This is a genomic window from Kitasatospora sp. NPDC087861 (assembly GCF_044742585.1).
Lineage (GTDB): Bacteria > Actinomycetota > Actinomycetes > Streptomycetales > Streptomycetaceae > Kitasatospora.
Genome location: NZ_JBIUUS010000001.1, coordinates 49,726 through 62,734 on the forward strand (window position 1 = coordinate 49,726; position 13,009 = coordinate 62,734).

Below are 13,009 nucleotides of genomic sequence, written 5' to 3' on the forward strand. Positions count from 1 at the left end.
GGCGCGAGGCCTCAGGTCTCGCGCCGCAGTCGTGCGCCGACCCAGCGGGCGCGCCGACCGAGGATGCGGGGGATGCCGAGCTGGCGCTGCGCCGGGCGCTGACGGCGGTCGAGGCCGTCGTGGCCGAGGTCGTCCGCCCGGTCGGGGCGGTGGGCGGAGCGCTGGGAGCTGTTGTGGCGTCGGGCGCGCGGGGCGCCGCCGCGATCGGGCATCCAGGTCATACCGGAATGGATGCCCTTGGGCCGGTGGGGGTAACCGCCCGTTGCACGGCGAAGTTGGCCTATGCGGTTGTCATATGAGCTTAACAATAGGGGAGTTGGGGCCAAGGGCCCTTCCCCTGCGTCCCTTCCCGCGCACCCCGCCCGCGTGCCCCTCCCGCCGCTCCCCGGCTGTCACTCCTTGTGGCGGCCGACCCAGTCCAGCAACTCCGCGGTGAACTCCTCCGGGGCCTCCTCGTGCGGGAAGTGCCCGACCCCCGGCAGCAGCCGCCAGCGGTACGGCGCCGCCACGTACTCCCCGCCGCCGAGCGCGGTGTGCGACAGCAGCACCGGGTCCGCCGCGCCCTGGACGTGCAGGGTCGGCGCCGTGATCGGCTTCTTCATCCGCCGGGCGAACTGGATGCCGTCCGGGCGCGCCATCGAGCGCAGCAGCCAGCGGTACGGCTCGATCGAGCAGTGCGCCGTGCTGGGGATCTGGATCGCCTGCCGGTACGCGTGCACCGTCGCCTCGTCCAGCTGGTTCGGGCCGGTCCAGGCCTCCAGGTAGCGGCCGATCTGCGCGGCGTCGTCGGAGACCAGGCGGCGTTCCGGTATCCACGGTGGCTGGAAGCCCAGCACGTGCTCGAAGGCGGCCGCCTGGCGGCGGTCGGTCAGCAGGGCCCGGCGCAGGTCCCGGGGGTGCGCGGCGGAGACCACGGTGAGGCTCTGGATCACCGACGGGCGCATCACGGCGGCCACCCAGGCCAGCGTGCCGCCGGAGGCGTGCCCGACCAGGTGCGCCCGGCGTTCGCCGAGCGAGCGGATCACCCCGGTGATGTCCAGGGCGAGGTTGCCCGGGTCGTACCCGCGCGGGGTGCGGTCGCTGCCGCCGATGCCCCGCAGGTCGAGGGCCACCGCCCGGTAGCCGGCCTCGGCGAGCGCGGTCAGCTGGTGGCGCCAGGCCCACCAGTACTCGGGCCAGCCGTGCACCAGCAGCACCAGCGGGCCCGTGCCCAGCTCGGCGATGTGGAACCGGGCGCCGTTGGCCGCGAGGTCCCGGTGCGTCCACGGGCCGGCCTGCCGGACGCTCCAGGCCTCGGCCTCGCCGCCGGAGCCGCCGTCGGCCCCGCCGTCGGGGGCGATGCCGGGGCCCTCCTCGGCGGGCTCCCGTCCGGGGGCCGGAGCGGGGCCGGAGTCGGCGGACGGCTGCGCGGGTTCGGGCTTCTGGTCAAGCGGCATACCGAGAGCGTGTCACATCCGCGGCTCGGACAGGTGTCCGGCACTCGCTCCCGGCGGGGTCCGGGCGGGCGGCGCGCGCCGCCCCCGGAGGGACCGTTACGGGATGCGGCCCAGGGCCCGGTCGATCTCCTCCTTGGTGGCCGGGCGCGGCCGGGCGTTCTTCAGCACGTCGGCGGTCTTCTGAGCGCCCTCGATGGTGCGGTGCGGCTTCTCGATCCGCTTGAACGAACGCCAGGCCATCAGCCCGAGCAGCACCGCGAGCAGCAGGTAGGCGCCGGCCACGATGAGGAACGACCAGCCGAGCGACAGGCCCAGCGCGTGGATGCCGAACGCCACCGCGGCGCTCAGCATCGGGACGGCGGCCAGCGCCACCACGCCGGCGACGGCCAGCGAGACGCCCCCGGAGACGCCGCGCTTGACGTCCGCCCGGATCTCGGCCTTGGCGAGCGCGATCTCGTCGTGGACCAGCGCGGACAGGTCGGCGGTGGCCGCCGCGAACAGCTGCCCCACCGAACGCTCGCCCTCGTAGGGCGCCCGGCCGTTGCTGGACGGGTCTGCGGCTCCTGCGGGCATCAGCGGTTCTCCTCTGCGGCTGTGCGGCGTGACGCCGCCGTGTGGTGCGGTTCCGGGGGGTCGGTGGGGCCCGGAGGCGTCAGTGGACTGTCGACAGCTCAGAATCATGCCCCTACCGGTCAGTCGCACACCACTCCGGGGCCCCGCCGGAGGGATGTGTCCCGGCTGCGGGCGGCTCCTGGCAGGCCTCAGCGGTCCGTTCCGGGCCCCTCGCCGGTCGGGTGCCGGGTCGGTTCGGCGACCCGGGCCCGCCAGGCCGGGTCGTCCTGCTGGTAGACGTCCGGAACGCCGTCGTCGTCCAGGTCCCGGTCCTCCTCCTCGCACAGCGCGCGGTAGTGCCGGTTGCGCAGCTTGAGCAGCACGGTGGCGACCGCCGCGCAGAGCAGCGAGCCGACCAGGACGGCCGTCTTGGAGCGGTCGGCGAGGGCCAGGTCGCCGGGGAAGGCCAGCTCGCTGATCAGCAGCGAGACGGTGAAGCCGATGCCCGCGAGCACCGAGACCGCGAACATGTCGGCCCACTTGAGCTGCGGGTTCAGTTCGGCCCGGGTGAACCGGGCGGCCAGCCAGGTGCCGCCGAATATGCCCACCGTCTTGCCGACCAGCAGCCCGATGACGATGCCCATCGGCGTGGCCTGGGTGAACACCTCGCGCAGCGCCGGGACGGAGATCGTCACCCCGGCGGCGAACAGCGCGAACACCGGGACGGCCAGGCCGGCCGAGAGCGGGCGGACCAGGTGCTCGATGTGCTCGCCGGGGGAGTGCTGCTCGTCGCCCTCCTTGTGGCAGCGCAGCATCAGGCCCATCGCGACGCCCGCGACCGTGGCGTGGATGCCGCTCTCGTGCATCAGAGCCCAGTTCACGACGGCCAGCGGCACGAAGAGGTACCAGCCGTGCACCCCGCGCCGGTGCAGGAACCAGAACAGCACCAGGCCGGCGAAGGCCAGGCCGAGCGCCCAGAACTTGATGCCGGAGCTGTAGAAGATCGCGATGATCAGGATCGCGATCAGGTCGTCCACCACGGCGAGGGTGAGCAGGAAGGCGCGCAGGGCGGACGGCAGGTGGCTGCCGACCACGGCCAGCACGCCGAGTGCGAAGGCGATGTCGGTGGCGGTCGGGATGGCCCAGCCGGCGGGGTGGCCGCCACTGCCCGAGTTGACGAGGGCGAACAGGATCGCCGGCAGCGCGACGCCGCAGACGGCGGCTATCACCGGCAGCACCGCGGCGCTCGGGGTGCGCAGCTCGCCCGCGACGAACTCGCGCTTGAGCTCGATCCCGGCGACGAAGAAGAAGATCGTCAGCAGGCCGTCCTTGGCCCAGTTGCCCAGGGTGAGGTCCAGGTGCAGCGGGGCGGACGGCCCGATGGTGTAGTCGAGGACGCTCTCGTACGCGTGCGGCCAGGCGTTGGCCCAGATCAGCGCGACCACGGCGGCGATCAGCAGCAGCACGCCGCCGACCGTCTCGGTGCGCAGGGCGTCGGTGACGAAGGTCCGCTCGGGCAGGGAGAGCCGGCCGAGAAGCTGCCGGCGGCGGGTCGTCGGCTCGTGGACGGGCGGCTGGTCGGTCACGCGGGACCTCCTGAGGGGCTGGGAGCGGCAACGGATACACCTGTGGTGCAGTTGCCGACCAGACTTCCCGGCGCGCCCTGTGACGCCCGGACTCCTGCTCAAGGATCTTGATGCGTCATTAACAGTCTAACGGGATCGTTCGGGTGACATCCGGATTGTCCCATTCAAGGACTTAAGCCCTGTGGGACGGTTCTGCATCCCGGCGGAGCAGCGGTACGGCACTCGAACGGCGCGTACGACACCCTGCGCACCCTGGCGGCCGGCCGGGGGAGGGCGGAGGACTGACAGCCGTGCCCCGGGCGGTGACCACCGCCCGGGGCACGGGTTCATCGCTTCGGCAGGCTCAGCCGTTGCCGCCCGACGGCGGCAGCTGGGCCTGGATCTGGCTCATCACCGTGCTGTCGGCGAGGGTGGTGGTGTCACCGACCTCGCGGCCCTCGGCGATGTCGCGCAGCAGGCGGCGCATGATCTTGCCGGAGCGGGTCTTCGGCAGCTCGCCGACCACCTTGATCTGCTTCGGCTTGGCGATCGGGCCGAGCGTGCGGCCGACGTGCGCGCGCAGCTCCTCGACCAGCTCCGGGCTCTCGGTGACGCCGCCGCGCAGGATCACGAAGGCGACGATGGCCTGGCCGGTGGTGGCGTCCGCGGCGCCGACCACGGCGGACTCGGCCACCGACGGGTGGCCGACCAGGGCCGACTCGACCTCGGTGGTGGAGATGTTGTGGCCCGAGACGAGCATGACGTCGTCGACCCGGCCGAGCAGCCAGATGTCGCCGTCCTCGTCCTTCTTGGCGCCGTCCCCGGCGAAGTAGCGGCCCTGGAAGCGCGACCAGTAGGTGTCGATGTAGCGCTGGTCGTCGCCCCAGATGGTGCGGAGCATGGACGGCCACGGCTCGGTGAGCACCAGGTAGCCGCCGGAGCCGTTCGGGACCTCGTTGGCCTCGTCGTCGACCACGGTGGCCGCGATGCCCGGCAGGGCGCGCTGGGCCGAGCCCGGCTTGGTCTCGGTGACGCCCGGCAGCGGGCTGATCATCATGGCGCCGGTCTCGGTCTGCCACCAGGTGTCCACGATCGGGGTCTTGCCGGCGCCGATGTGCTCGCGGTACCAGATCCAGGCCTCGGGGTTGATCGGCTCGCCGACGCTGCCCAGCACCCGCAGCGAGGACAGGTCGAACTTCGCGGGGATGTCGTCGCCCCACTTCATGAAGGTGCGGATCGCGGTCGGCGCGGTGTAGAGGATCGTCACGCCGTACTTCTGGACGATCTCCCAGAACCGGCCCTGGTGCGGGGTGTCCGGGGTGCCCTCGTAGATGACCTGGGTGGCGCCGTTGGAGAGCGGGCCGTAGACGATGTACGAGTGGCCGGTGACCCAGCCGATGTCGGCGGTGCACCAGTAGACGTCGGTCTCCGGCTTGAGGTCGAAGACCGCGTGGTGGGTGTAGCTGGCCTGGGTGAGGTAGCCGCCCGAGGTGTGCAGGATGCCCTTGGGCTTACCGGTGGTGCCCGAGGTGTAGAGGATGAACAGCGGGTGCTCGGCCTCGTGCGCCTCGGGGGCGTGCTCGGTGGACTGGCGCGCGGTGATCTCGTGCCACCAGACGTCGCGGCCCTCGGTCCAGGCGATCTCCTGCCCGGTGCGGCGGATCACCAGGACGTGCTCGACGCCCTCGACCTTGGTGAGCGCCTCGTCGATGGCCGGCTTGAGCGCGGACGCCTTGCCGCGGCGGTAGCCGCCGTCAGCGGTGATGACGAGCTTGGCCTGCGCGTCCTCGATCCGGGAGGCGACGGCGTCGGCGGAGAAGCCGCCGAAGACCACCGAGTGGGTGGCGCCGATCCGGGCGCAGGCGAGCATCGCGACGACCGCCTCGGCGATCATCGGCAGGTAGACCGCGACCCGGTCGCCCTTGCGGACGCCGAGCTCCAGCAGCGCGTTGGCGGCCTGCGAGACCTCGTCCTTGAGCTGGGCGTAGGTGATCGAGCGGCTGTCGCCGGGCTCGCCCTCGAAGTGGATCGCGACCCGGTCGCCCAGGCCGGCCTCGACGTGGCGGTCGACGCAGTTGTAGGCCACGTTGAGCTTGCCGTCGGCGAACCACTTGGCGAAGGGCGGGTTGGACCAGTCCAGCGTCTCGGTCGGCTCGACGGCCCAGCTGAGGCGGCGGGCCTGCTCGGCCCAGAAGCCCAGGCGGTCCTCGGAGGCCTGCGCGTACGCCGCCGCGGTGACGTTCGCGGCTGCGGCGAGCTCTGCCGGCGGGGCGAAGCGCCGCTCCTCCTTGAGTAGGTTGGCCAGGCTCTCGTTGCTCAACGCGCACTCCCTATCGAGTCATGATCGGGGACGATCCCGTGCGTGGGGACTGTCCCGTGTGTCCCAGCGCACAGCTCACCAGGCGAATGGGGCAGTTGACAAGAGGCTTCGGATTATTGGTGTAGACCTTTGACCGACAGTCGAACGACGCGCCGTACGGCCCGCCGCCTCGGGGGCGGCAGGCCGTACGGCGGCCGGCGGGCCGTACGGCGGCCGGCGGGCCCGTGCCCCGGCCCGCCCGGCGGGGACCCGGGCCCGGCTCTCAGGCGGCCAGCCGGGGGCCCTCCTCGCCGCCGGCGACGGGGGCCGTGCCGTCCGCATTCACCCGTTCGGGCGTGTCGCCCGTCGTGGGCCCGGCCGGGGCCGCCTCGACGCGCGCCTCGACCGGGCTGAACGTCCCGGCGGCCCGGTCGAGCACGTAGGCCTGCGCGGTCGCGAAGTCGAAGTACATCCCGACCAGCCGCAGGGTGCCCTCCTCGACCCGGCGCTCCACGGCCGGGTTGGCCATCAGCTGGTCCAGCTGCTGGACCACGTTGGTGATGCAGAGCTGCTCCACCAGGTCCACCACCGGCCGGGCGGCGAACCCGGCGGGCGCCCGGCGGAGCCGGTCCAGCGAGCCGCGGCCGTTGCGCAGCCAGCGGGCCAGTGCGGTGGGCGGCCCGGGGCGCTCGTGCACGCCGTCCAGCAGGGCCTTCATCGCACCGCAGCCGGAGTGGCCGCAGACCGTGATCGAGCGCACCTCCAGGGCCTCGACCGCGTACTGCACCGCGGCCGCCACCGAGTCGTCGGCCGCGCCGGGCTCGTACGGGGCCGGCACCAGATTGCCGACGTTGCGGACGGTGAAGAGGTCGCCCGGGCCGCTGTTGGTGATCATGCTGGTGACCATCCGCGAGTCCGCGCAGGTCAGGAAGAGCTGGGAGGGGGTCTGCCCCTCCCGGGCCAGCCGGGCGAGCTCGGGCCGGATCAGCGGGGCGGTGTGCTGCTGGAACACCCGGACGCCGTCCAGCAGGCGGCCGTGCGGGTCCTCCTGCTGGTCGATGCAGTGGTGGCCGACCCAGGGCGTCCAGGCCCGGCAGCGGTGCGGGCCGGGTGAACTGCCCGCCCGGACGGTGCCGTCGGGGTCGAGCACCTCGTCGTCCCTGCGGCGCGTCACCATCGAGACCCGGCCGCCCGCGCCCTGGCGCCCCGTCCGCCAGCTGTGCAGCGTCTCGTACGCGGCGTGGTCCAGGAAGGAGCCGTCGTGGACCACCGTGACCTCGGCGTGGGCGGGGATGCCGGCCAGCGCCCGGCTCAGCCGGGGGACCGCGGTGAAGGTGAGCGGCCCGTGCGTCTGGACGGTGACCGAGCCGTCCGGTCCGGCCAGCACGTCCACGTGGGCGCGGGTCAGCCGGTAGAGCGCGAGCAGGACGGCGGTGCCGGCGCCGAGTGCGACGCCCCACAGCACGCCGAGGGCCACCACGCCGAGCATGGTGGTCAGGTAGACCGGGAACTCGCGGTGCCGGTGCACGTTGCGGATGTGCGCGAAGCTCACCATCTGCAGCCCGACCACCAGCACCAGCGCGGCCAGCGCGGCCAGCGGGATCCGGCGCAGCCCGCCGGTCAGCGCCAGCGCGGCGGCGAGCACCCAGACGCCGTGCAGCACCGAGGCCCACCTGGTCTGGCCGCCGGCCCGCACATTGGCGGTGCTGCGGACGGCGCCGCCGGCGACGGGCAGCCCGCCGACCAGCCCGCTGACCACGTTGGCCAGGCCCTGGCCGCGCAGTTCGCGGTCGAGGTCGCCGGTGCGCCGGGACATCCGGTCGACCGCGACGGCGGACAGCAGTGACTCCACGCTGGCGACGGCGGTGACGGTGAGGACGGCGGCCAGCACCCCGGCGAGCGGGCCGTGCGGCAGCGCTGGCACGAGTGCGTGCGGCTGCCAGGCGGGCAGTCCGATGTGGGCGAGCCGCAGGTCCAGGGCCAGGGCGAGCGCGGTCGCGGTGGCGACGGCGGCCAGCGGGCCCGGGACCTTGGCCAGCCGGGCGCCGAACTCGCCCGCGCGGCCGGGGAGTCGGCCGAGCCGGGGCCAGCCCAGCAGGACGGCCACGGTCACCGTGCCGACCAGCAGCGCGGGCGGGTGCGGGCCGGCCAACTGGCCCGGCAGCGCGATGAGGTTGGCGATCGCCGAGCTCTGCGGGGAGCCGCCGAGGACGCCGTGCAGCTGCGCGATGGCGATGGTGAGCCCGACCCCCGCCAGCATGCCGTGCACGACGGCGGGCGAGACGGCGAGCGCCGTCCGGGCCACCCGGCGTGCGCCGAGCAGGAGTTGGAGCAGCCCGGCGGCGAGGGTGATGGCGCAGGTGGCCCGCCAGCCGTACTGGACGATCAATCCGGCGGTGATCACGGTCAGCGCGGCCGAGGGGCCGCTGACCTGGAGCGGGGTGCCGCCGAACAGCCCGACGACGATGCCGCCGACGGCCGCGGCGGCGAGGCCGGCGGTGAGCGGGGCGCCGGTGGCGAGTGCGATGCCGAGGGAGAACGGCACGGCGATCAGGAAGACCACCAGGGAGGCGGAGAGGTCCTGGGCCCAGCGGGCGCCGGTGCCGGGGCCCGGTGGCGCGTGGTCGGTGGTGTCGGAGGCGATGGGTGCGCTGGAGATGTCGAGGGTCATTGTCTTCCCGTCTGTCCGGGGGAACGAACGCAGTCAGGTCCGGCGGTGAGTCCGGGGTGGGGCTCCGGGGCGGATCGGCTGTCGTGGGTCGCGACGGTGTGGCGGGATGGCGTGGGCGCGGCGGGGAATACGGGTGCACCGGCCGGACCTTGACCATCAGGGCCCGCCAGGGACCTGGGCGAGGTGCGGGACGTCTCGCCGAGGGCCGTCGGGACGGACCATCAAGACTCGGTAAACCGAGGGTAATGAAAGCTTTGCACAGCGTCACCCGGGGAGGGAAGGGGAAAACCCCCTGATTCACCCCATCGGGTGGTGTTCGAACCGCCGGGAATCTGCTGGTGGCGCCGGTTGCCCGGGCATGCGGAACGGGCCGTGGCCCTCCCCGGGTGCAGGGGGAGGGCCACGGCCCGTTCGGGGTGGAGTGGGGTCAGGCGTGTGCGCCCGCCGGGGTGGAACGCACGCCGTCGGCCGCGAGCCCGCCCAGCACGAACGCGTCGTCCACCTGGGTCGCGAGGTCGACGCCGACCTTGGCGTTGGCCCAACTCTCCGCGTTGCGCAGGTGGAACAGCACGGCCTGCTCGGTGTAGCGGCGCGCGTCCCGCTGCCCGTACGCGGCCTCGGCCTCGGTCCTCAGCTCCTCCAGGACGGCCCGGTTGGTCGGCTCCAGCGACTTCAGCGGCGGCTCGGCGCCCTGCTCCAGGCGGCGTACCCAGTCCGAGTGCCCGAAGGTGGTGAGCAGGTCGTCGCCGACCTCGCGGCGCAGGAACGCCAGGTCGTCCGGGCCCTGCACCTTGTTGCCGATCACCCGCAGCGGCACGTCGAAGTCGCGGGCGTAGTCCTTGTACTGGCGGTAGACGGAGACGCCCTTGCGGGTCGGCTCGGCCACCAGGAAGGTCAGGTCGAAGCGGGTGAACAGGCCGGAGGCGAAGGAGTCGGAGCCCGCCGTCATGTCGGTGACCAGGTACTCGTCGGGGCCGTCCAGCAGGTGGTTGAGCAGCAGTTCCACCGCGCCGACCTTGGAGTGGTAGCAGGCCACCCCGAGGTCCTCCTCGGTGAAGGCGCCGGTCGCCAGCAGCCGGACCGAGCCCTCGTCCAGCGCGATCGGGCGGGCGCAGGCGGCGTAGACCGGGTTCTCCTCGACGATCCGCAGCAGGCGCGAACCCCGGCCGGGCGGCGTGGTCTTGATCATCTCGTCGGATGAACGGATCAGCGGGTTGCTGCCGCGCAGGTACTCCTTGATCTCCGGCAGGTGCGCGCCGAGCGAGGGCAGCTTGCCGGCCTGAGCATCCGTCAGTCCTAGGGCGGGGCCCAGGTGCTGGTTGATGTCGGCGTCGACGGCGATGACCGGCCGGCCCGCGGCGGCCAGATGGCGGATGAACAGTGCGGACAGCGTGGTCTTGCCGCTGCCGCCCTTGCCGACGAAGGCGATCTTCATCTGGGACTCCGGCTCTCGCTCTGGGCCCGCGCTCGGGGCCGCCTGCTCAGGGGTCGCGCATGCCGAGGCGCCCCTAATTGGAAATAGTTATCGTCTCCGATAGTGGCCATGCTAGCCGGGGTTTGGGCCTCCCCGGCGGAGGGAAGTGAGGATTGCCTCTAACGGGTGATCCGGGGTTGCTGTTCCGGGAGGGGCCGGCTGTTCATTACTCTCGGGTAGGTGAGCACTGGAACAGATCCCCTCGCCCCGCTGGCCCAGCTCCCCGGGGTGCCCGACGCCGTGGCCGAGGTCCGCAAGGCCGTCGACCGGCTCTACGGCCACCGGGTGATGCGCCGCCGCGCGGCCGAGGTCACCTCCGAGTCCGCGCTGCGCGGCGCCCGCGCGTCGGCGGCGCTGGCCGGGGCGGACTGGCCGCTGGAGGAGGTCCGGCGCCGCAGCGACTTCAGCGCGGACGCCGAGGCCCGGACCGTCGGCGCGGCCCTGCGGATCGCCGCCGAGGCCGGCCAGCTGCTCAGCATCTGGCGGCACTCGCCGCTCCAGGTGCTGGCCCGGTTGCACCTGCTCGCCGTCGGCGACGGCGAACCGTCCGCCGGGCGGCCCCGCCGCGCGGGCGAGGGCGCCGAGGAGCTGTTCCCGCGGGAACTCAAGCCGGTGGAGAGCGTCGAGGTCGTCCAGGCGGACGGGCCGCCGCCCGCGCTGCCGCCCGCCCCGGGCGCGGAGGAGGTCGCGGCCCGGCTCGACCAGCTCTCCCGGCTGCTGGTGGCGCGCGCGGAGGGCCAGGGCGTGGGGACGCCGGCCCTCGTGGTGGCCTCGGTGGTGCACGGTGAACTGCTCGCGCTGCGGCCGTTCGGCGCGTACAACGGCGTGATCGCGCGGGCCGCCCAGCGGATCGTGCTGCTCGCCGAGGGGCTCGACCCGAAGTCGATCTGCCCGGCCGAGGTCGGGCTGGCGGAACTCGGCACCGACGCCTACCGGCGGGCCCTGGCCGGCTATCTGGCGGGCACGCCCGAGGGGATGGCGGCCTGGATCGCGCACTGCGGCAGGGCGCTGCGGCTCGGCGTGCGGGAGAGCACGGCGGTGTGCGAGGCGATGCAGCGCGGAATGGTCTGAGCGGCCCCTCGGGCAGGCGCCTTCGGGTGCGCGGGCCCGGATGTGCGGATGTGGACATGGGGGATCCGGACACGAAGATCCGTACATGAAGATCCGGACATGAAGATGCGGCGGCACCTGATCCTGCTTGGTGCCGCCGCTGGTGCAGATCCCGGGTGACCATGCATGCACCGGAAGTGCCGATCAGACGGGGATCCTGCCCGTTCGTCTGGTCCGGCGGCCCGACAGCGGGTCGGCTGCATGTGGGTGCTCGGTCATCTGTACACGCGGTCCGTGGGGCCTTAACTGCGTTGTCGGTTTGACCTCTTCGGTCCTGACCGGGTCTCGCGGGCCGTGCTTCATTTGTATCGCGTTTCGGGCGAAAGGGGAACCCGAAATGAGAAGTCTGTGCGGAATGACCGATTTGCTGGCAGGGTCCGGTGGTGTCCATCGGTGTCTGGCGCTGTTCGGCAGCGTCCGGGGCGTCCGCGGCGTCCGGGGCGTCCGGGGCGTGCGGCTCAGGCCGTTGGGCGGCGCCGGTGGGCCAGGTACCAGATGACCCCGGCGGTCACGACGGCCGTCCCGATCGCCACGGCCGTCAGCACCGAACCGCTCGGTGCGGAGAACTCCGGGAGCCGCCGCCGCAGTTCCACCGGCCGGTCGAAGACGAGCACCGGCCACTCCCGGGCCTGCGCCTCCTTGCGCAGCGCGCGATCGGGGTTGACCGCCGACGGGTGGCCGACGGCCGCCAGCAGCGGCAGGTCGGTGGAGGAGTCGCTGTAGGCGTAGGACTCGGCCAGGTCGTAGCCCTCGGACTCGGCCAACTCCCGGATCGCGGCGGCCTTGTTCTCGGCGTAGGCGTAGTACTCGATCTCGCCGGTGTAGCAGCCGTCCTCGACCTTGAGCCGGGTGGCGATCACGTGGTCCGCGCCGAGCAGCGCGCCGATCGGCTCGACCACCTCGGAACCCGAGCTGCTGACGATCACCACGTCCCGCCCGGCCGCGTGGTGCTGCTCGATCAGTGAGGCGGCCTCGTCATAGATGATCGGGTCGATCAGGTTGTGCAGCGTCTCCGCGACGATCTCGCGGACCTGCTGGACGTTCCAGCCCCGGGTGAGCGAGGAGAGGTACTCGCGCATCTTCTCCATCTGGTCGTGGTCCGCGCCGCCGACCAGGAAGACGAACTGTGCGTACGCGCTGCGCAGCACGGCCCGACGGTTGATCAGGCCGCCCTGGTAGAAGGGGCGGCTGAAGGCCAGCGCGCTCGACTTGGCGATGATGGTCTTGTCCAGGTCGAAGAATGCCGCCGTGCGCGGCCCGCCCGCCCGGGGGCCCGCGGGTGAGCGGAGTTGCTCGGGCCCGGTGGCCTCGCCCGGGGAGTCGTCGGCGCGGTCGTCGGCGTTCTCGGTGGTGTCCACGGGAACCGAGGATAGAGGGAGCCGCAAAACAGGCCGCCATTCGGTGTACTCGTGGGCGTGCGGGTTTGTGTTTCTGGCCGCTCGGGTACACCATGGAAGTCACGGATCGTTCGCGACCGTGCTAACCCGGTCCGGCTCCTCCCCCCCGAGTCGGGCTGTGGATAGACGACCCCCGCTCTCCCCCCCGGCGGGGGTCGTCGCACGTCCGGGGCCATTTTCAGGGCTTGAAGGCCCTTCGCGGCAGATGCTGCGGCCGACTCGTCGGCGGTCTACACGGGGTGTCGACACCCTGGTCCGTCGACCACCTTTCGTCACTCTGCGTCGCTGTTTGCTCATGGCCGCCCATGGTTCTTCGGCTGGTTCCGGTCGGTGCTCCGGGAGGCCGCGATGGTGTGCCCGCGCGGCGCCGGGAGACGGTTCGGCGGGCGGCCGACCCAGGGTGCGACGGGCCTCCGGTTCATCTCCGTGACCCCCGATCGTCAATTCTTTGCCGAATAGCCCCCCGCCCGGGTGAACGTTTTCCTCCACAGCCCACGAGTTATCC

General features: G+C 72.8%; 9 protein-coding genes. 1 reads left to right on the forward strand and 8 read right to left on the reverse strand.

What is annotated here, in order from left to right:
• Positions 1-11: 11 nt before the first annotated feature.
• The 7 genes from ACIOJE_RS00270 to ACIOJE_RS00300 all read right to left on the reverse strand — a co-directional run bounded on the left by ACIOJE_RS00270 (position 12) and on the right by ACIOJE_RS00300 (position 9,958).
• Complete coding sequence (locus ACIOJE_RS00270) at positions 12-221, reverse strand: hypothetical protein (RefSeq protein WP_280673402.1); 210 nt, start codon at positions 219-221, stop codon at positions 12-14.
• Between the two features lie 171 nt (positions 222-392).
• Entirely contained in the window at positions 393-1,436 is a 1,044-nt protein-coding gene (locus tag ACIOJE_RS00275; RefSeq protein WP_400772355.1) for an alpha/beta fold hydrolase, read from the reverse strand.
• 96 nt (positions 1,437-1,532) lie between these two features.
• Positions 1,533-2,009 (reverse strand): phage holin family protein, encoded by a 477-nt coding sequence (locus ACIOJE_RS00280; RefSeq protein WP_280673399.1) that lies wholly within the window; start codon positions 2,007-2,009, stop codon positions 1,533-1,535.
• A gap of 188 nt (positions 2,010-2,197) precedes the next feature.
• Entirely contained in the window at positions 2,198-3,574 is a 1,377-nt protein-coding gene (gene nhaA, locus ACIOJE_RS00285; RefSeq protein ID WP_400772358.1) for a Na+/H+ antiporter NhaA, read from the reverse strand.
• 343 nt (positions 3,575-3,917) lie between these two features.
• Positions 3,918-5,873: an acetate--CoA ligase gene (gene acs, locus ACIOJE_RS00290; protein ID WP_280673395.1), complete on the reverse strand. Its 1,956-nt coding sequence runs from the start codon at positions 5,871-5,873 to the stop codon at positions 3,918-3,920.
• A gap of 262 nt (positions 5,874-6,135) precedes the next feature.
• Entirely contained in the window at positions 6,136-8,523 is a 2,388-nt protein-coding gene (locus tag ACIOJE_RS00295) for a SulP family inorganic anion transporter (RefSeq protein WP_400772361.1), read from the reverse strand.
• Positions 8,524-8,950: 427 nt separating this feature from the next.
• Positions 8,951-9,958 carry an ATP-binding protein gene (locus tag ACIOJE_RS00300; RefSeq protein WP_280673392.1) on the reverse strand — a complete coding sequence of 336 codons (1,008 nt, stop codon included), beginning with the start codon at positions 9,956-9,958 and terminating at the stop codon, positions 8,951-8,953.
• Between the two features lie 219 nt (positions 9,959-10,177).
• Here ACIOJE_RS00300 and ACIOJE_RS00305 point away from each other — a divergent pair, with 219 nt between their 5' ends.
• A complete protein-coding gene (locus ACIOJE_RS00305) occupies positions 10,178-11,068 on the forward strand; it encodes an oxidoreductase (protein WP_280673390.1) in 891 nt (296 codons plus the stop codon).
• Positions 11,069-11,565: 497 nt separating this feature from the next.
• Here ACIOJE_RS00305 and ACIOJE_RS00310 read toward each other — a convergent pair whose 3' ends face one another.
• Positions 11,566-12,339, reverse strand: a complete 774-nt coding sequence (locus ACIOJE_RS00310; RefSeq protein ID WP_400772801.1) for an HAD family hydrolase — start codon at positions 12,337-12,339, stop codon at positions 11,566-11,568.
• Between the last annotated feature and the right edge of the window lie 670 nt (positions 12,340-13,009).